At 66.7% G+C, this 19167-nt stretch carries 19 protein-coding genes and 1 other RNA gene; 12 read left to right on the top strand and 8 right to left on the bottom strand.

From position 1 onward, the window contains the following. The first annotated feature begins 53 nt into the window (after positions 1-53). The gene (locus CYD53_RS02355; RefSeq protein ID WP_103716493.1) at positions 54-839 is read left to right on the top strand and encodes a fumarylacetoacetate hydrolase family protein; all 786 of its coding nucleotides are present in this window, start codon (positions 54-56) and stop codon (positions 837-839) included. 337 nt (positions 840-1176) lie between these two features. Here the strand turns inward: CYD53_RS02355 and CYD53_RS02360 are convergent, their stop codons facing one another. After that, positions 1177-1557 (bottom strand): nuclear transport factor 2 family protein, encoded by a 381-nt coding sequence (locus CYD53_RS02360; RefSeq protein ID WP_103716494.1) that lies wholly within the window; start codon positions 1555-1557, stop codon positions 1177-1179. 5 nt (positions 1558-1562) lie between these two features. Further along, the gene (gene gstA, locus CYD53_RS02365; RefSeq protein ID WP_103716495.1) at positions 1563-2174 is read right to left on the bottom strand and encodes a glutathione transferase GstA; all 612 of its coding nucleotides are present in this window, start codon (positions 2172-2174) and stop codon (positions 1563-1565) included. A 188-nt stretch (positions 2175-2362) separates the two neighbouring features. Here gstA and CYD53_RS02370 point away from each other — a divergent pair, with 188 nt between their 5' ends. Further along, positions 2363-2662: a winged helix-turn-helix transcriptional regulator gene (locus CYD53_RS02370; protein ID WP_281261239.1), complete on the top strand. Its 300-nt coding sequence runs from the start codon at positions 2363-2365 to the stop codon at positions 2660-2662. A gap of 2 nt (positions 2663-2664) precedes the next feature. Here the strand turns inward: CYD53_RS02370 and CYD53_RS02375 are convergent, their stop codons facing one another. The 5 genes from CYD53_RS02375 to CYD53_RS02395 form a co-directional block, all read right to left on the bottom strand. Further along, a complete protein-coding gene (locus CYD53_RS02375; RefSeq protein WP_103716497.1) occupies positions 2665-3897 on the bottom strand; it encodes an ABC transporter permease in 1233 nt (410 codons plus the stop codon). Next, positions 3894-4643 (bottom strand): ABC transporter ATP-binding protein, encoded by a 750-nt coding sequence (locus CYD53_RS02380; protein ID WP_103716498.1) that lies wholly within the window; start codon positions 4641-4643, stop codon positions 3894-3896. Before CYD53_RS02380 ends, CYD53_RS02375 begins: the two co-directional genes overlap by 4 nt. A 244-nt stretch (positions 4644-4887) precedes the next feature. Further along, complete coding sequence (locus tag CYD53_RS02385; protein WP_181011680.1) at positions 4888-6552, bottom strand: efflux RND transporter periplasmic adaptor subunit; 1665 nt, start codon at positions 6550-6552, stop codon at positions 4888-4890. A gap of 111 nt (positions 6553-6663) precedes the next feature. Next, on the bottom strand, positions 6664-7467 hold the full coding sequence (locus CYD53_RS02390) for a peptidoglycan recognition protein family protein (protein ID WP_103716500.1): 804 nt from the start codon (positions 7465-7467) through the stop codon (positions 6664-6666). 11 nt (positions 7468-7478) lie between these two features. Further along, positions 7479-8228, bottom strand: coding sequence for a J domain-containing protein (locus CYD53_RS02395; protein ID WP_103716501.1), 750 nt, complete (start codon positions 8226-8228; stop codon positions 7479-7481). Between the two features lie 389 nt (positions 8229-8617). Between CYD53_RS02395 and CYD53_RS02400 the strand changes: the two genes are divergently transcribed. Together CYD53_RS02400 and rnpB are read left to right on the top strand one after the other, a co-directional pair. Further along, positions 8618-9232 carry a transglycosylase SLT domain-containing protein gene (locus CYD53_RS02400; RefSeq protein WP_103716672.1) on the top strand — a complete coding sequence of 205 codons (615 nt, stop codon included), beginning with the start codon at positions 8618-8620 and terminating at the stop codon, positions 9230-9232. Positions 9233-9285: 53 nt separating this feature from the next. Beyond that, an RNA gene (gene rnpB, locus CYD53_RS02405) (RNase P RNA component class A) lies at positions 9286-9694 on the top strand. A 171-nt stretch (positions 9695-9865) separates the two neighbouring features. Here the strand turns inward: rnpB and CYD53_RS02410 are convergent. After that, positions 9866-10288, bottom strand: coding sequence for an organic hydroperoxide resistance protein (locus CYD53_RS02410; RefSeq protein ID WP_103716502.1), 423 nt, complete (start codon positions 10286-10288; stop codon positions 9866-9868). 206 nt (positions 10289-10494) lie between these two features. Between CYD53_RS02410 and CYD53_RS02415 the strand changes: the two genes are divergently transcribed. The 8 genes from CYD53_RS02415 (at position 10495) to mraY (ending at position 19166) form a co-directional block, all read left to right on the top strand. Continuing rightward, positions 10495-10959, top strand: a complete 465-nt coding sequence (locus tag CYD53_RS02415; protein WP_103716503.1) for a MarR family winged helix-turn-helix transcriptional regulator — start codon at positions 10495-10497, stop codon at positions 10957-10959. Positions 10960-11320: 361 nt separating this feature from the next. Next, a complete protein-coding gene (locus CYD53_RS02420; protein WP_103716504.1) occupies positions 11321-11803 on the top strand; it encodes a division/cell wall cluster transcriptional repressor MraZ in 483 nt (160 codons plus the stop codon). After that, on the top strand, positions 11800-12840 hold the full coding sequence (rsmH, locus tag CYD53_RS02425) for a 16S rRNA (cytosine(1402)-N(4))-methyltransferase RsmH (protein WP_103716505.1): 1041 nt from the start codon (positions 11800-11802) through the stop codon (positions 12838-12840). Before CYD53_RS02420 ends, rsmH begins: the two co-directional genes overlap by 4 nt. A 2-nt stretch (positions 12841-12842) precedes the next feature. After that, on the top strand, positions 12843-13229 hold the full coding sequence (ftsL, locus tag CYD53_RS02430; protein WP_103716506.1) for a cell division protein FtsL: 387 nt from the start codon (positions 12843-12845) through the stop codon (positions 13227-13229). Next, positions 13226-14986: a peptidoglycan D,D-transpeptidase FtsI family protein gene (locus CYD53_RS02435; RefSeq protein ID WP_103716507.1), complete on the top strand. Its 1761-nt coding sequence runs from the start codon at positions 13226-13228 to the stop codon at positions 14984-14986. The genes ftsL and CYD53_RS02435 overlap by 4 nt, the downstream gene beginning before the upstream one ends. Positions 14987-15185: 199 nt before the next feature. Continuing rightward, positions 15186-16643 carry a UDP-N-acetylmuramoyl-L-alanyl-D-glutamate--2,6-diaminopimelate ligase gene (locus CYD53_RS02440; protein WP_103716508.1) on the top strand — a complete coding sequence of 486 codons (1458 nt, stop codon included), beginning with the start codon at positions 15186-15188 and terminating at the stop codon, positions 16641-16643. Next, positions 16640-18064: a UDP-N-acetylmuramoylalanyl-D-glutamyl-2,6-diaminopimelate--D-alanyl-D-alanine ligase gene (locus CYD53_RS02445; protein WP_103716509.1), complete on the top strand. Its 1425-nt coding sequence runs from the start codon at positions 16640-16642 to the stop codon at positions 18062-18064. The genes CYD53_RS02440 and CYD53_RS02445 overlap by 4 nt, the downstream gene beginning before the upstream one ends. Before the next feature lie 19 nt (positions 18065-18083). Then, positions 18084-19166, top strand: a complete 1083-nt coding sequence (gene mraY / locus CYD53_RS02450) for a phospho-N-acetylmuramoyl-pentapeptide-transferase (RefSeq protein ID WP_103716510.1) — start codon at positions 18084-18086, stop codon at positions 19164-19166. Position 19167: the final 1 nt, after the last annotated feature.

A 19167-nucleotide genomic window follows, 5' to 3' on the forward strand; every position in this document is an offset into this window, starting at 1 on the left:
TGCCGGGCGAAAGCGGCCCCGTGAGAGGGCCGGTCATCCAAGGGAGACGCGCCATGACCCTGACACGCCGTACCATGCTGGGCTCCGGCGGAGCCGCCGTCACACTTGCTGCCAGTGCCGCCTCGGCACAGCCGGTCGCCACCGTAAAGACGCCCTTCGCGGTCGCACAGACGACGATCCCGATCGTCGGATCACAGGATGTCTTCCCGGTCCGGCGAATCTACTGCATCGGGCGCAACTACGCCGCCCATGCCCGCGAGATGGGCTCCGACCCGACGCGCGAGCCGCCCTTCTTCTTCCAGAAGCCGACCGACGCGATCCAGCTCGTCAAGCCGGGCGAGGTCGCCGACCATCCCTATCCCTCGCTGACCAAGAACTATCATTACGAGGTGGAACTCGTCGCCGCGCTGAAATCGGGCGGGCGCAACATCCCGATCGACAAGGCGCTCGACCATGTCTTCGGCTATGCGCTCGGCCTCGACATGACGCGGCGCGATCTGCAGCGTGCCTCGGGCGACGAGAAGAAGCCCTGGGAGATCGGCAAGAGCTTTGACAGCTCGGCCCCGATCGGCCCGATCCATCCGGTAGGCACGGTCGAGCACTTCACCAAGGGCGCGATTTCGTTGTCCGTGAACGGTGCGGTGAAGCAGAACTCGAACCTGACCCATATGATCTGGTCGGTCGCCGAGCAGATTTCGAAGCTGTCGGAAGCCTTCGAGCTCAAGGCCGGCGACATCATCTATTCCGGCACGCCCGAGAATGTCGGCCCCGTGGTCAAGGGTGACGTGATCCTGTGCAAGCTCGACGGCCTGCCGGATCTGTCGATCAGGATCGTCTGAGGGGCCGCTTTTGGGTGCTGGCGCCGGGCGTTACCCTCGGAACCACGCCGTCATCCCGGGCTTGACCCGGGATCCATCGGAGGGCTCCGGAGCTTTACGATGGATCCCGCATCTGCGCGGCGGAGCCTGTCCTCGGGCCGGCCGAAGGCCGGACCCGGGGGCCGCTTGTCCGGGATGACAGCGTGTTTCCGAGCCAGGATGGGATAGCAGGCGAGCCGAGGCGTACCCTACTCCCGCCTGAGTGCCTCGATCGGGTCGAGCCGCGCCGCCTGTCTTGCCGGGTCGAAGCCGAAGAAGACGCCGATCATTCCGGAGACGCCGACCGCGATCGAGATCGTCACGCCGAGGCGGCGAGGTCGACATGAAAGACCTTGGCGATGATGCGCCACTGCCCGTCGAGCCTGACGAAGCTCAGCAGGTCGGTGAAGCGCTTCTCGCCGATCGCGCATTCGACCCGCGCCAGCGCCGTGACCGGACCTGCGAATTCAATCGACAGGATGCGATCGCGCCTCTCTTCGCCACGACTTGCCGGTGAGGGCCGGCTCGCGACCATGGGCAGATAGGCGTCCATGGTCAGATGGGTGAGCCTGCCTTCGCTGGCGCAGGCATAGATCGCCTGCTCGTGGAAGACGCGGCCGAGTTCGGCGGCGTCGCTGTGGTGGAGGCCGTCGAAATAGCGTCCCAGGGTTTCGGCGATCTCCGAGAAGCGCTGGTCCATCGCGCTCACTGGATCAGCCCTTCGACGCGCATCGCCTGCTGAACCGAAGCGCGGGCGGCCACGCGGCTCATGAAGGCCTGAAGCTTCGGCCAGGGCTCCAGCGCGATCCCGACATGGCCGCCCCAGTTCACCACGGTGAAGAGGTAGGCATCGGCGACGCTGAAGTCCTTGCCGAGCAGATGGTCGCGCCCATCCGAGAGCGTCTTCTCGACATGATCGAGGCGTCTGGCGAGCATCGCGCGGGCGTCGCGCCTGCCATCCTCGCTGGTGGTGGGGCGAAGCAGCGGCACGAAGGCCTTGTGCAACTCGGTGGCAACGAAATTGAGCTCCTCCTGCAGCCGCGCCCGGGCGAAGGTGCCGGTTTTGGGGGCGAGACCGGCGTCGGGTGCGAGATCGGCGATGAACTGGACGATGGCCGCGCCTTCGGTCAGCACTGCGCCATCGTCGAGCTGCAGGGCGGGCACATAGCCCTTGGGGTTGATGGTCGCGAAGGCCTTGCCCGTTTCCGTGGTGCCGGCCTTGGTGTCGACCTTCTCGATGGTGAAGGGCAGCCCGGCCTCACGCAGCGCGATATGGGGGGAAAGCGAGCAGGCGCCGGGGGAATAATAGAGCTTCATGTCCGTCGGTCTCCGTATTGGCTGTGTGACGGAGTTAGGCGGGACAGATAACCTTTGTATATGTGATAACGTGTTGTAACCGCATTTTCAGGTATCATTCCGGTAACCGGAGCTTTGCTGCCATGGCCTTGAAAATTCGACGAAATCGCGCGCCGAAGCCGCCGCAGACCTGCGATATCGGGACCTGCATGCAGATCCTCGGCGGAGCCTGGACGCCAAATGTGGTTTGGCTTTTGAGCGGCGGCCCGCGCCGTTTCGGCGAGCTCAGGCGCGACATTCCGCTGATCTCCGCGAAGATGCTGAGCGCAAGGTTGCGGGCGCTGGAGGAGAAGGGCGTGGTGGCACGCCGGGTCGTGCCGAGTTCGCCGCCTTCGGTCGAGTACAGGCTGACTGCGCTGGGCGAGGAACTGATGCCGGCGATCCAGGCGATCGCAGGCGTGGGCGTCAAACTGAAGGCGCAGGCGCTTGCAGCGGCGCAGGCGGCCTGAGCCTATTCCCGCCGCAGCGCCTCGATCGGGTCGAGCCGCGCCGCCTGCCTTGCCGGGTAGAAGCCGAAGAAGACGCCGATCATTCCGGAGACGCCGACCGCGATCAGGATCGTCTCGATCGAGACGACGGATGGCCAGCCGGCGAAATTCGCGATGGTCAGCGCCGCTGCGATGCCGAGCGCGATCCCGATCGCGCCGCCGATCGTCGCCAATGTGGTCGCCTCGATCAGGAACTGCGCCAGCACGTCGCGCTGGCGCGCGCCGACGGCGAGCCTGAGCCCGATCTCGCGGGTACGCTCGGTGACCGAGACCAGCATGATGTTCATGATGCCGATGCCGCCGACCAGGAGCGAGACGGCGGCGACCGCCGCGAGCAGCCACGACAGTGTGTTGGCGGCCGCGGTGGCGGTGTTGGCGATCTCGGTCAGGTTGCGGATGATGAAGTCGTCATCCTGCTCCTCGGCGAGGCGATGGCGCTGGCGCAGCAGGGCGCGCGTCTGCTCGATGCCGGGATCGATCGCCTGCTCGTTGGCGAATTTCACCATCACCGTCTGGACCGAGGCGTCGCGGGCGTAGTTGCGTCCGACGATGCGGCGGCGGCCGGTGTCGAGCGGCACGAAGATGACGTCGTCCTGGTCCTGGCCGAGCGCCGATTGGCCCTTGCCGGCCATCACGCCGATGACCTTGAAGGGCACGTTGCGGATGCGGAACTGCTGGTCGAGCGGGTTGACCTCGCCGAAAAGGTTCCTCGCCACCGTCTGGCCGATGACGGCGACGATCTCGCCGCGGCGCAATTCCTCCGGCTCGAACAGACGCCCCTCCGCGATATCCCACTCGCGTGCGGTGAAGAAATCGAGATCGGTCGCGGTGATCTGCGTCGACCAGTTCGTGCCGGCGAAGACGGCCTGGGCGCGGGTGACGAGAATGGGGGCGGCGGCCACGACGTCGTCGACCTCGCGAATGATGGCGCGAGCGTCCTCGTCCGTCAGCGTCGAGGAGGCGCCGGCGCCCAGCCTGACGCCGCCTTGCGTGACGTTGCCGGACTGGATGATCGCGAGATTGGCGCCGAGCGATTTGATCTGCGCGGTGACGCGCTCGCGTGCGCCCGAGCCGATCGCGACCATGGCGATGACGGCGGCGACGCCGATGATGATGCCGAGCATGGTCAGCGCCGAGCGCAGGGCATTGGCGCCGATGGCCGAGAGCGCTGAGCGGATCGCTTCGATCAGGCTCATGCCGCGACCTCGGTTGCCGATGGGGGGATCTCCAGAGCGGCAAGGGCGGTGCGAGCGTCGGCCGCCTCCTGCCTCTCGTCGGACAGCAGATGGCCGTCGCGGAAGCGGATGACGCGATGGGCGTGACGCGCCACCTCCGCGTCATGGGTGACGATGACGACGGTGACGCCTTCGCGGTTGAGATCCTGGAACAGGCCCAGGATTTCGAGCGCGGTACGGCTGTCGAGCGCGCCGGTCGGCTCGTCCGCGAGCAGCAGGCGCGGCTGGTTGACCAGAGCGCGGGCGATGGCGACGCGCTGCTGCTGACCGCCGGAGAGCTGCATCGGCCGGTGATGGGCGCGGTCTGCCAGGCCGACGCGGTTGAGCGCGGCGAGCGCGCGCGCCTTGCGCGTCCGGCCGTCGATCCCGGCATAGACCATCGGCAATTCGACATTGGCGCAGGCGTCGACACGCGGCAGCAGGTTGAACTGCTGGAAGACGAAGCCGAGCTTGCGGTTGCGCAGTTCGGCGAGGCCGTCGCTGGAGAGCGTCTCGACCGCGACGCCGTCGAGCCGGTAATGCCCGCCAGTCGGCCGGTCGAGGCAGCCGATCAGGTTCATGAAGGTCGATTTGCCCGATCCCGACGGACCCATGACCGCGACGAGATCGCCGGTCTCGATTGCGAGGGAGACGCGGTCGAGCGCGGTCACGCGGCCGGAATCGAGGTCGTAGACCCGGGAGAGCTCATGCGCTTCGATCAGGGGCATGGCGTGTCTTCGGCATTATCCCGGTGCACGCAGCTGGCGTGAAGGGCGCGGGGAACCCTTCTCCCGTGTGGGAGAAGGGCAGGGATGAGGGCCCGCCCTGACCGCAGAAGGCGCAGCGGCTCTGCTGCGGCATCATTTCGAGAGGGCAGGCCCTCACCCCTACCCCTCTCCCATCCGGGAGAGGGGATCCCGCGCCAGCTTTTGTTGGCGTTGGCTGACGACGAAGGCTTCAACGTCGCCCCCATCAGAACAACCGCGGGCCGCGCACTGGCGGGCCGCTGGTCGGCGCCGCGGGGCCGGCCGGGCGGGGGCCGCCGCCGATGATGACCTGCGTCGCGTCCTTGATGTCGCCCGCGAGGATCTCGGTATAGGCGCCGTCGGTCGGCCCCAGCATGATGGCAACCGCCTTGGGCTGGCCCTCGGTGTCAAGCGTGTAGACCCGGCCCGGAATGCCGGCCCGCTGCGGGCTCGGGCGGCCTTCCCGCATCAGCGCCTCGAATTTTGCGCGCCGCTCGGGGTCGAGCACGGCGGCGATCTTCCTGATCATCTCGATGCGGGCGGTGCGGAAGGCGGCGCGGCGCTCCTCCTCCGAGAGGCCGGCCAGCGCCTCGCGCCCGCCGCGCCGCTCCTGGAAGATGGCGGCGATGGCCTGCTTCTGCTCCGGCGTGGGCTTGATATCGGTCTCGATGCGCTCGCGCAGGGCGGCTGCACTGCGATTGCCGCCGCCCGCCTGCTGGCTCTGGGCGGCCACAGGCAACATGACCGGCGCGGGGCCTTGGGCCACGCCGACTGGTCGGAAGCGCAAAGCCGCATTGGGCGCGCGCAGCACGTTGTCGCGGTCCTCCGTGACCACCTGGAGATTGGCAGTCATGCCCGGCAGCAGCGCCATATCGGCGTTCTCGACGCGGACGACCCCGGTATAGGTGACGACGTTCTGGATCGTCTGCGCGCCGAGCCGGACCATTTCGACATGGCCCTCAAAAGTGCGGTTGGGATAGGCGTTGACGGTGAAGCTGACCGGCTGGCCAACCCTGAGGCGGCCGACATCGGCCTCGTCGATATTGGCGTAGATGTCGATGACGCGCAGATCCTGCGCGATCAGGAACAAGGTCGGCGTCGAGAGCGAAGCTGCGACCGTCTGGCCGAGATCGACCTGGCGCTGGACCACGACACCATCGACCGGCGAGCGGATATCGGTGCGATCGAGATCGATCAGGATGTCCTTGAGCTTGGCGTCGCGCTGCGAGATTGCCGCTTCGCCCGACTGGACCTGGCCCTCGGCCAGCAGGATGTCGGCGTCGAGCCCGTTCAGCTCCGCCCTGGCGGAGGCGATCTGCGCCTCGCTGGAGGCGAGCGTCGCCGCCTGGACCTCGACTTGCGTGCGCGCCGTGTCGAGGTTCTGCTGCGAGCCGGCCTTGCGCGAGAACAATTCGTTCTGGCGTTCAAAGGTGCGCCTTGCGTCCGCGAGCTGGGCTGCGGTGCGGTCGCGCTGGGCCTCGAGATCCTTGATCGTCGAATTGGCCCTGACCCGGGTCGAGCGCGCCCGGTCGAGCTGGGCGCGCTTGACCATGAGGTCGGCCCGGGCTTGCGAAACATCGGCCTGGGCTGCGTCGCGGCGGGTCTTGATCTGGTCGCTGTTCAGCCGGGCTACGACCTGGCCGGCCTTCACCTGCGAATTATAATCGGCGAGGATTTCGACGATCTGGCCCGAGAGTTGCGAGCCGACGAGGACGGTGGTGACCGGGGTCAGCGTGCCGGTCGCACGCACGGCGGCGGTGATCCGGCCGCGATCGAGCGCGGCGGTGCGATAGGCGGCGTCGTTCGCCGAGCCTCCGGTCGGACGCAAGGTCCAGTAGCCGGCTGCGATGGCGAGCACCGCGAGTCCCGATCCGATCAGCCACTTGCGCAAGGTCGTTCCCCGATCCGGCGCAGTTCCGAGAATGGACGCGCACTTGGTCACAGAATGCCAGAATCGCGTGGCTTTCGCGAGTTAACTTCCGGCAATGTTGCGCAAGGTCACTCAGGCCGTCCGAGCTTCCCGGGTCATGGCGAGCAGATCGCGCAGGGTGGTGATCGTCGAGGCGTCGGCGACGCCGTCGACCTTCTCCTGCCGCCAATGGCGCTGGAAGGCCGCGACCACGGCTTCAAGCCTCTCGTCGAAGACGCCGTCGACCGTCACGCCATAGCCCAGCATGGCGAACATCGCCTGCAGCGCCTCGACCGGTTGGCCGCTCTCGCCACGCGCCAGGAAACGGCCGCTGCGGATCGGAGCGGGGTCCGCCCAGACACCGACGCCGCCTTCGGCGAAATGGCGCCAGGGGAATTTCTCGCCGGGGTCGATCTTACGGCCGGGCGCGATGTCGGAATGAGCGAGCACGCGCTCGGGCGGAATGGCCCAGCGCTCGCAGATGTCGCGGCACAGGTTCAAGGTCGCCGCGATCTGTTCGGGCAGGAAATCGGGCAGGCCGCCGGGATGGCCGGGATTGGCGATCTCGATGCCGATCGAGCAGGAGTTGATGTCGGTCTCGCCGGCCCAATGCGAGGCCCCGGCATGCCAGGCGCGGCGCTCCTCCGGCACGAGTTGCAGCGTGTGGCCGTTCTCGAAGACGAAATAATGCGACGAGACCTGCGAGACCGGGTTGCACAGCCATTGCAGCGCTTCGCCGGCGTCGCTCATGCCGGTGTAATGCAGGATCAGCATGTCCGGGCGGCGGGCCGGGGCGTCATCACCGGTGCCATTGCCGCCGGGCTTGCGCTCGCCATGGTTCGGAGACGGAAAGATCCTGGCCGCGAAGCGGCTGTCGGGGTGGATGGTCTGGTTCATGCTGGGTTCTCTCAGGCCGGCTCGCGCGGGCGCTTGGTCGCCAGGCCGCGTTCCGCCTCGATTACATCCCAGGCGGCGTTGATCGCGGCGAGGCGGCGCGTGGCGATGGCCACAGCCTCCTCGGGCAGGCCGCGCGCGATCTCGCGGTCGGGATGGGTCTGCGCGACCAGCTTGCGATAATGCTGCTTCAAGGCGGCGTCGTCCATTTCACGCGTCGCGCCCAGCACCAGATAGGGGTCGTCGGGTCGGCGCATATGGCGCGCCTCGATGCGGGCGAAACCGGCCTCGGCGATGCCGAAGATCGTCGCGACGTCGCGCAGATAGGCGTGCTCGTCCTGATGGATCGCGCCATCGGCCGCCGCGATCAGGAACAGCCCGTCGAGAACGTCCTCGAGCAAGGCAGGCTCGTCGCGGAAGGCTTCCGCGATCTGCGTCGCATAGGCCTCGAAGCCGGCGCTGGTCTGTTTGGCGAGGTCGAACAGGCGTTCTATGCGGGCCTGCTGGTCGGGCGGTACGATGACGATACGCCGGAAGGCGGCGATCTCGTCACGCGTCACGACGCCGTCCGAGCGCGCCATCTTGGCTGCAAGCGCGACCAGCCCGGTGGTGAAGACGAGTTCGCGCGGGGCCGGCCCGAACGGCGCGCCCTCCCGGTCGACCAGGACATGGCCCGCGACCGCGCCGATCAGCGCGCCGAGCGGGCCGCCGAGCGCAAGACCGAGGCCGCCACCGCTCAGCGCCCCCCAGAATGACGAAACCATGATAGGGGCGACTCCCGGCCTGACCTGGTGGATGAGGATAGTGACGAAGGGCCGCGTCGGACAGGCCGGCTCGGCGCGGGATGGTGCGGTTGGCGATATTTTTTTCGACGTGGCGTCGCCCAAGAGGCGATTTCACCACTCCGGCCGTGAAATGCGTCCTCAATGGGGCAATGTCTTCGGTCGAAGTTGCCGCTGCGTCAACGCAATCCCTGGTTGCTCGCTTTTGATTCGAATACATGCCGAATACTCCAGCGATAAATATTGAATAATTTCCTGTTGATAGTGCGTAAGCATAGCTTTGTTTTGCGTCGGGTCAGATTATAGTCACATTTACTGATCATTTGCCTCTGCCCTTCAGCCATGTTCCAGCATGAAGGGTAAAGTTGATCATGCGATATACCACAAGCGCCGCCGCCATTTTCGCGATTTGCCTCGTCGGATTTCAGCCTGCCAGGGCTGAATCGGTCAACGACGAAAAGGATGCGCTGGCGTTCATCGTGAGGGACGCCGAGATTGCTCGCGAGAAGGCTGCCGCGCAGGGTGGGCACGAGGCCGTGAAGACAGACAAGGCCTCGCAGGCCCGGCTTGCCCGCTCCGGGAAGACGGCTCCTGCGCTGGCCGCGCCGGCCGGTTCCGAAGGTCTCAAGGCGCTGGTCGCTCGTCATGCCGCGGCCAATGGCGTGCCGTTTGCGCTGGCCGATGCCGTCGTGCGGATCGAGAGCCGTTATAATCCCCGCGCCACTCATGCCGGCAATTACGGCTTGATGCAGATCCGCCACCAGACCGCGCGCGGCCTGGGCTATACCGGCGGGGCGGGCGGCCTGCTCGACGCCGAGACCAATGCGCGCTTCGCGATGAAATATCTGGCTCAGGCCTACCGCCTGGCCGGCGGCGACACCTGCAAGACCGTGATGAAATATCAGAGCGGCCACATGACCGAGCGCATGAGCGGCGCCAACCGGACCTATTGCGCCAAGGTCCGCACCATCACCGCCCATAGCTGAGCCGCGGCCCGACTGGCTTGACGCGGCGCGCCCAAGCGCGCACTAGCGACCCGCCAGTCGGCCGGACGGCCGCTCCCGTTCGCGGGGGAGGGAAAGTCCGGGCTCCACGGAAACACGGTGCCGGATAACGTCCGGCGGGGGCGACCCCAGGGAAAGCGCCACAGAGATCGAACCGCCTTCTGCCAAGCGCTTCGGCGCCTGCGTGCGAAGGTAAGGGTGAAAAGGTGCGGTAAGAGCGCACCGCGGACCCGGCAACGGGGACGGCATGGCAAGCCCCACCGGGAGCAAAACCGAATAGGGACGATGCTCTCCGCGCAAGCGGGGAGGGGCCTGTTTCTGAGCCTTGTCGTCCGGGTTGGTTGCTCGAGGCGCGCAGCAATGTGTGTCCCAGAGGAATGGCCGTCACGTCGGGGGAGCGATCCTCCGGCCATCCAGAACCCGGCTTATAGGCCGACTGGCAATTCTCGACCGTCCGGAAATTCTACTCCGGCGGACATCCGAGGCAATCGTCCGCGCTTCCGGTGCTCACGGACCAACGTCCGCTCCGCTCCGGTTCTCGACGATCGCCCCGGCTGCCTCACCGGAGCGAATTTCCGGAGCGGTCGCCCGAGGCTGTGGGGCTTGTCCCCAAAATCACGCCACCTTCAGTTCGACGTCGATATTGCCCTTGGTCGCGTGCGAGTAGGGGCAGACGATATGGGCCTTCTGGACCAGGTCTTCGGCCACGGCCTTGTCGATGCCCGGTACCGAGATGGTCAGCTTGACCGCGATGCCGAAGCCTGCGCCGTCATCGCGCGGGCCGATGCCGACATCGGCGCTGACGCGGGCGTCTTCGGGAATCTTCACCTTTTCCTTTCCAGCGACGAATTTCAGCGCGCCGAGAAAGCAGGCGGAGTAGCCGAGCGAGAACAGCTGCTCGGGATTGGTGCCGTTGCCGCCACCGCCGCCGAGTTCCTTGGGCGTGTTGAGCACGACATCGACATTGCCGCTGTCGGTGGCGGCCTTGCCCTCGCGGCCTCCGGTGGCGGAGCCGTGGGCGGTGTAAAGAATCTTCATCGGGGATCTCCTTGGTCTTGGTGATCGTTCGACCGGTCGCGATGCGGCGCCGGTTGATCGGTGAGCTTGCAATGACGATTTAGATCGTGCACAATTAAATTGTCAACGATCAAAATGAGCCCGCTCACATTGAGTTGATTGCGTCGCCGGCTGCATTCTGGTTTTCCGTGTGCAGGAGGCGGCGGCTGGTGCCGGGAAGGGAAGCGATGACGGCTGATAAGGTTCCCGAGCAGCATTCGCCCCGGCTGGAGGATCAGCTTTGCTTCGCCGTCTATCAGGCCGGCCATGCCTTCAACCGTGTGTATCGTTCGGTGCTGGCCGAGCTCGGCCTGACCTATCCGCAATATCTGGCCATGCTCGTGCTGTGGGAATGTGACGGGTTGACGGTGAAGGCGATGGGCGAGCGGCTCATGCTCGATTCCGGCACGTTGACGCCGCTGCTGAAGCGACTGGAGGCGGCCGGTCTGATCCGCCGCGAGCGTGATCGCGAGGATGAGCGGCAGGTGCGCTTATCCTTGACGGCGCAGGGCGAGAGCCTGCGCGAGAAGGGGCGCTGTGTTCCCGACAGCATGGCGCGTGCGCTCGGCGGCGCGCTGGAATCCAAGGGCCGGCTGCTGGAGCAGTTGAACGCCTTGCGCGATGCGCTGCTTGCAGCGGCCGAGCCCGCCTGAGGCGCAACAGAAGCCTCTGAATTATTTCGCATGGGCTATCGTCTGAGCGGCTGCCACATGGTCGCCGCGCAGGCGGTTTCGGCGTCAATCCGCGCGTGCTTACGGATACTTAACCTTAACGGGCTGTGATGGGGCGAAGCATCGGCAGGCACCTGTCGGCGCATGCGATTCCATTGACGCCCATAAGAACCCATGCTATCCCAAATCATCCCGTCGAAGCAGACAGGCGACAGTCAGGTCAAGGTCCGTGTGCCGCGCGGATTTCGGCCCGCCCTCGCGCTTTGCCTGCTTCGACGGGGTGTCGTGCCCCCAGCTGTTGCCGGGCCGGGCATGCATGTGAAGAGCAGGCCGGGAGGCGGCGTTGACAGACCGCTTCGTCTCGAACTTCACCAATCGGCTCGACGCCAAAGGGCGCGTGTCCATTCCCGCGAGTTTCCGATCGATCCTGGCGAAGGACGGCTACGAGGGGCTTTACGTCCATCGCACGCTCGACCTGCCGGCGCTGGATGCGGGTGGCCACGCCTTGCGGGCTACGATCGACGATATCCTGGCGCGCTTCTCGCCTTTCTCGGACGAATGGGAATTGTTGTCGACGGCTCTGAACGGCGCCTCGGAGGTGCTGAAAGTCGATCCGGAGGGACGCATCATGCTCAGCGAGGCGCTGAAGACGCATGCCGGCATCGGCGATGCGGTGACCTTCGTCGGCCACGGCCACAAGTTCCAGCTCTGGGAGCCTGCCCGCTTCGAGGCTCATCTGGAGGCGGCGCGGACGCGCCTGCGCGACGTCAAGCGCAGCCTGGGAGCATCGTTGCCTACGCCAGCCACTTCGGGGGTGGGGACATGAGAGGGCGTCGCAGGCCCGACGAGGTCGCGATCGACACAGGTGCCCGCCATGTGCCGGTGCTGCTGGCCGAGGTTCTGCAGGCGCTCGCACTGCGGCCGGGCGGCCGCTATCTCGACGGCACCTTCGGGGCTGGCGGCTATGCCCGCGCTTTGCTCGAGGCTGCGCCCGGTACGACCCTTCTGGGGCTCGACCGCGATCCGACCGCGATCGCGGGCGGGGCGGATCTCGTCGCCGAGATGGCTGGCCGGCTGACCTTGTCGCAGGCGCGCTTCGGCGATCTCGCCGAGGAGGCGCAGCGCTTCAAGATGGCGCCGCTCGACGGCGTCGTGCTCGATATCGGCGTCTCCTCCATGCAGATCGATCAGGCGGAGCGCGGCTTCTCGTTTCGCTTCGATGGGCCGCTCGACATGCGCATGGGGCGGGAAGGCCAAAGTGCTGCCGACATCCTCAACGAGGCCGAGGAAGGGCTGCTCGCCAATATCTTCTATCACTATGGCGAGGAGCGACGCTCGCGCGCCGTGGCGCGCGCCGTGGTCGAGGCACGGCGCAAGGCGCCGCTGACGACGACCAAGCAGCTTGCCGATCTCGTTGCCGGCATCGTCCGGACCGAGCCCGGCGGGGCGCATCCCGCGACGCGGGTGTTCCAGGCCTTGCGCATCGCGGTCAATGACGAGCTCGGGGAGCTGGTCAAGGCGCTCCACGCCGCCGAAACCGTGCTCAAGCCCGGCGGACGGCTGGTCGTGGTGACCTTCCACTCGCTGGAGGACCGCATCGTCAAGCAGTTCATGGCGACGCGTTCGGGCCGTAGCCCTGCGGGCTCGCGCCACGCGCCCGTGGTCGCCATCGCCGAGCCGACCTTCAGTCTCGTCTCGAAGGGGGCGGTCGCGCCGACGGAGGCCGAGATGCGGCTCAACCCGCGGGCGCGCTCGGCCAAGCTGCGCGCGGCGGAGCGGCTGGCCACTGCCGCGCGAGCCGCCGAGCCCGATCTGGTGGCGCTTGCCGAAGTGCCCGATCCACAGCCGCGCCGGAGGCCCTGAGCGTGATCAAGCTGCTCCATGTCGTTGCCATCGGCGCGCTCGTCTCCTCGGCGCTCTATGCCTACACGATCAAATACGGCACCACCCTGGAGGCCGAGCAATTGCAGAAGATCAAGAGCAAGGCGCAGCGCGAGCGCGAGGCCATCGCCGTGCTCAAGGCCGAATGGCAGTTCCTCACCCGGCCTGACCGCTTGCAGACGCTGGCCGACCGTCATCTCGATTTGCAGCCTTTCTCGGTGACGCAGGTCGTGCGCGCCTCCGACATTCCCAATCGCGGCCCCAAGGTCGACGCCATCGGCCGCAAGCTCGAGGATCTCGGGCTGGGCCTGCCGACCGAGACCCCCAGAGATCGCAAGGCGAGTGCAACGACGCCTGGAGGCCGGCCATGAGCGTTGAGACGACCTCCGAGCCTGGCGCCGAGGCGCCGCCGCCGGCACGCCGGCTCTTCAGCTTCCTGCGCGACGTCTTCCGCATGAGCGGCGAGAAGAGCCAGCCGCGCGTCGGCCTGGTGATCCTCGCCTTCTCCGCGCTGTTCCTCGCCATCACCGGTCGCCTCGTCATGCTGGCGACGCTGCCCGGAGAGCAGGTCGGCCTGCGCCGGGCCACCGCGAATGCGATCTCCGCCGCGCGGCCCGATATCCTCGACCGCAACGGCGTGGTCCTGGCGACCGATATCAGGACGGTTTCAGTCTTCGCCGAGCCGCGAAATATTCTCGACAAGGACGAGGCGACGGAGCTGCTGACCGCCGTCCTGCCCGACCTCGACGCCAAGGAACTGCGCGAGAAGCTCGGCACCAAGAAGGGCTTCGTCTGGGTCAAGCGCGAGATCACGCCGCGCCAGCAGGCGGAGGTCCACCGGCTTGGCATTCCTGGCGTCGGCTTCGTGCCCGAGAACAAGCGCGTCTATCCCAACGGGCCGGCAGCCGCCCATGTGCTGGGCTTCGCCAGCGTCGACAATGTCGGCATCGCCGGCATCGAGAAATACATCGACACGCAGGGCCTGCAGGACCTGTACGGGGCAGGGCTCGCGACGCAAGCCTCCGACCTGAAGCCGGTGACGCTCTCGGTCGATCTGCGCGTCCAGCACCTGCTGCGCGACGAGTTGGTCAAGGGCATGGAGCGGTTCAAGGCGATCGCCGCCGCTGGCGCCATCCTGGACGTCAACACCGGCGAGGTGCTGGGGCTGGTTTCGCTGCCGGATTTCGACCCGGGCAATCCGGTCGATGCGCTCGAGAAGGACCGGATCAACCGGATGAATGTCGGCGTCTACGAGATGGGCTCGACCTTCAAGGCGCTGACCATCGCGATGGCGCTGGATTCAGGCAAGGCCAACATCAATTCGAGCTACTCGACCGCGGGCGGAATGATGCGCTTCGGCCGGCAGGTCATCAAGGAATACCATGGCACGGGGCGCACGCTGACGGTGCCGGAGGTGTTCGTGCATTCGTCGAACATGGGTTCGATCAAGATGGCGCTCTCCGTCGGCGTCGAGGGCCACAAGGCCTTCCTGAAGAAGATGATGCAGCTCGACCGGATGACGACGGAGCTGCCCGAGAGCGCCGCTCCGATCGTTCCGAGCCGCTGGGGCGAGATCAATACGGCGACGATCGCATTCGGTCACGGGCTCGCGGTCGCACCGATCCAGGCGATGGCGGCGGTGGGTGCGCTGGTCAATGGCGGCACCTTCATCACTCCGACCTTCCTGAAGCGTTCCGAAGAGGACGCAAAGAAGACCGGTGTGCGCGTGATCAAGCCGGAGACCTCGGAGGCGATGCGCTTCATCATGCGCCTCAACGGCGAGAAAGGCTCGGCCCGCAAGGCCGACATCCCCGGCTATTTCGTCGGCGGCAAGACCGGGACGGCCGAAAAGGTCATCAACGGGCGCTATGCCAAGAACCGCAACTTCACCACCTTCACGGCGATTACGCCCTCCGACAAGCCGCGCTTCCTCTTTCTTGCGATCTATGACGAACCCAAGGGCTATGCCGAGAGCGGCGGCTATTCGACGGCTGCATGGAACGCCGGCGTCACCACCGGCAAGCTCATCGAGCGCGCCGCGCCGATCCTCGGCCTGGCGCCGCGCTTCGACCCTCCGACCGCGCCGTTTCCGCTGATGGCGAAGCTCGGCGCCTGGGGCAGTCGCTGAGGCGGTGTCGTGATCTTCTCGGTGTCCATCGCCAGCCGTCGGAAACACGACCGTCATTCCGGACAAGCGGTGAAGCCGCGCCGATCCGGAATCCATCGTAGAGCGCTGCGTGCTACGATGGATTCCGGGCCTCCGCTTCGCTGCGCCCGGAATGACGGCGGTAGGAAATCAAGGATGTGCCCGTGATCCTGGTCTGCGCATGAGCACGCTCTCCTTCACGCTCGATCAGCTTTTCCCCGAAGCCTTTCCCTCAGACAGGGATCGCAGCGTAACGGGCGTCGCCTTCGACAGCCGCACGGTTGCGCCCGGCGCGGTCTTCGTCGCGCTCGCCGGGGCCAAGGCTGATGGCGCGCGCTTCATCGCGGACGCGGTCGCGCGCGGTGCGACCGCCATCGTCTCGGGCCAGCCCAGGCCGGGCGATCTCGATGGCGCGATCGCCTTTGCGCAGGTCGAGGATCCGCGCCTGGCCCTGTCTCTGGCCGCGGCGGTCGTCCATCCGCGCCAGCCCGCAACCATCGTCGCGGTAACGGGCACGAGCGGCAAATCCTCGGTCGCCGACTTCACGCGCCAGATCTTCCAGGCGCTCGGCCATGAGGCGGCGAGCCTCGGCACGGTCGGCATCGTCACTTCCAAGGGCTCGAAATACGGCTCGCTGACGACGCCCGATCCGCTGTCGCTGCACGCCTCGCTCGACAAGCTCGCCGGTGAGGGCATAACGCATCTGGCGATGGAGGCCTCCTCGCATGGGCTCGACCAGCGTCGGCTCGACGGCGTGCGGCTGAAGGCTGGTGGCTTCCTCAATCTCGGCCGCGACCATCTCGACTATCACCCGACCGTCGAAGACTATCTCGACGCCAAGCTTCGGCTCTGGGACTTGCTGCCGAAAGGCGCCCCGGTCGTGATCAACCGTGACGAGCCCTATGCGGAGCAAGCCGCCGCTGCGGCGCAGCGTGGCGGGCATCCGCTCATAGGCGTCGGCCGCAAGGGCGAGACGTTGCGGCTCGTGGATGTTCGCCGGGACGGCTTCGCGCAACGCCTGGTCGTGTCCTTCGACGGCGGCACGACGACCCTCGACCTACCCCTGGTCGGCGACTACATGGCCGGTAATGCGCTCGTCGCCGCGGGGCTCGCCATTGCCACGGGGGAGATTGTGCCGGCGGCGCTGAGCGCTCTCATGGAGTTGCGTGGCGTGCCGGGCCGCCTGGAACGCGTCGGCGAGGTGCGCGGCGGCCTCGTACTCGTCGATTACGCACACAAACCCGATGCACTCTTGGCGGCCCTGACGACGTTGCGAGGCTACGCCAGCGGCAGGCTGATCTGCGTCTTCGGCTGCGGTGGCGACCGTGACAGGGGGAAACGCCCGCTGATGGGCCAGATCGCCGCGGAAAAGGCCGACATTGCCATCGTGACCGACGACAATCCCCGCAGCGAGGATCCGGCCGCGATCCGCGCCCAAATCATGGCAGCGTCGCCGCGGTTGCGGGAGATCGGCGACCGGGCGGAGGCCATTCGCCACGCTGTCGGCTTGCTGGATGCCGGCGATGTCCTCGTCGTAGCCGGAAAAGGCCATGAAACCGGCCAGATCATCGGCGACCGGACATTGCCGTTCTCGGATCAGGACGTAGTGCGGGCGGCGATTGCGGAGATGGATCAATGAGCGCGCCCTTGTGGAGCGGAGACAGCCTGGTCGCGGCCATGGGGGCGCGGCTTGCCGGGGCAATGCCGGCCGCCGTGACCGGGGCCTCGATCGACACCCGCACGCTGGAGCCGGGCGAGGCCTTCTTCGCCATCCAGGGGGAGGCGCGCGACGGCCATGAATTCGTTGCCGGGGCGCTTGCGAAAGGCGCGGCGCTGGCGGTGATCGATGAAGCGCATGCTGCAAGATTCAGCGGCGAGGGGCCTTACGCCGTGGTGCCCGACGTGCTGCGGGCGATGGAACAGGCCGGTGCGGCGCGCCGGGCCGAACTCGAGGCCCAGGTCGTCGCGGTGACGGGCTCAGTCGGCAAGACCGGCACCAAGGAGGCGCTGCGGCTCGTCCTGTCGCGCCAGGGCAAGACCCACGCGCCGGTTGCCTCCTACAACAATCACTGGGGCGTGCCGCTGACTTTATGTCGTACTCCCCGCGACGTGGCCTATGCGGTCTACGAGATCGGCATGAGCAACCCTGGCGAAATCCTGCCGCTGGCCCGGCTCGTGCGCCCGCATGTCGCGATCATCACGACGATCCAGCCGGTGCATCTGGCGGCTTTCGCCTCGCTCGAAGGCATCGCCGAGGAAAAGGCCTCGGTGTTCTGGGCCCTGGAGCCCGGCGGCACCGCCATCATCAACGCCGACATCCCGCAGACCGAGCTTTTGCGCAGTCTCGCCAAGGCCGGCCCGGCCGGACGCATCATCAGCTTCGGCGAGAGCATGGACGCCGATGTCAGGCTGGTTTCCTGCGCGCTGAAGCCCGATGTCTCAACGGTGGACGCCATCGTGATGGGCCAGCCGGTCACCTATCGGCTCGGCAGCCCGGGCAAGCATATCGTGCTGAATTCGCTCGCGGTTCTCGCCGCCGTCACGGCGCTTGGCGCCGATCTCGCTTTGGCGGCGCTGGCACTGGGCGATCTCAAGCCACCGGTCGGACGCGGCGCAAGGCAGATCCTGCAAGGGCCGGGCGGGGCCTTCGCGCTGATCGACGAGAGCTATAACGGCAACCCGGCCTCGATGCGGGCGGCGATCGAGAATCTCGGCCGCATGCCGGTTTCCGGGCGTGGCCGGCGTGTCGCCGTGCTGGGCGACATGCTGGAACTCGGGCCGAGCGGGCCCGACCTTCACAAAGGCCTGGCCGAGGTCGTCCTCGGCAATGGCGTCGACAAGGTTTTCGCTTGTGGTCCATTGATGCGTGGGCTCTACGACAGCTTGCCATCCACCCTCAGGGGTGCTTATGCCGCCCAGTCGAGCGGGCTTGAGCCGCTCGTACTGGATGCGATCAGGGCCGGAGACGTCGTCACGGTCAAGGGGTCGCTGGGTTCGCGCATGGGGCCGATCGTGAAGGCGATCATGGCGCGTTTCCCGACCCTGCAGGCCGATGAATAGAACAAGAGACTGAAAACCGATGCTCGTCTGGCTCGCCGATTTCTCCGGCACGTTCCCGATCCTGAACGTGTTCCGCTACATTACATTCCGCGCAGGCGGCGCGACCGCGACTGCCTTGCTCGTCGTTTTCTTCTTTGGTCCGGCCGCGATCTCCTGGCTGCGCATCAAGCAAGGCAAGGGCCAGCCGATCCGCAGCGACGGGCCGGAATCCCATCTCGCCAAGCGCGGCACGCCGACCATGGGCGGGCTGATGATCCTGGCCGGGCTGTTCGCCGCGACGCTGCTCTGGGGCAATCTGCGCAATCCTTACGTCTGGATCGTCCTCGGGGTCACCGCGAGCTATGGCGCCATCGGCTTCTACGACGATTTCCTGAAGGTCACGAAGCAGTCCCACAAGGGCTTCTCCGGCAGGGCGCGCATCGCGCTCGAGGTGGTGATCGCGGTGATCGCCTGCACCTTCATCATGCAGACGCAGCCGCAGGCGATCTCGTCGAGCTTCGCCATGCCCTTCCTCAAGGAAGCGATCATCCCGCTTGGCATCCTGTTCCCGCTGGTCACCGCCTTCGTCGTGGTGGGCGCTGGCAATTCGGTGAACCTGACCGACGGGCTCGACGGGCTCGCCATCGTGCCGGTGATGATCGCGGCCGGCACCTTCGGTTTCATTGCCTATCTCGCCGGTAACGCCATCTTCGCCAACTACCTGCAGATCCATCATGTACCAGGCGTCGGCGAGCTCGCCGTGATCTGCGGCGCGATGATGGGGGCGGGGCTCGGCTTCCTCTGGTTCAATGCGCCGCCGGCGCAAATCTTCATGGGCGACACCGGCTCGCTCGGCCTGGGCGGCATGCTCGGCACCATCGCGGTCGCGATCAAGCACGAGGTCGTGCTCGCCATCGTCGGTGGCCTGTTCGTGGTCGAGGCGCTCTCGGTCATCATCCAGGTCGCGGTGTTCAAGCGCACCGGCAAGCGCGTCTTCCTGATGGCGCCGATCCACCACCATTTCGAGAAGCTGGGCTGGACCGAGCCGCAAGTGGTGATCCGCTTCTGGATCATCTCGGTGGTGCTGGCGCTGGTCGGTCTCTCCACGCTCAAGCTGCGCTGAT

It is taken from the genome of Allobosea psychrotolerans, from assembly GCF_002917105.1.
Classification (GTDB): Bacteria; Pseudomonadota; Alphaproteobacteria; order Rhizobiales; family Beijerinckiaceae; genus Allobosea; species Allobosea psychrotolerans.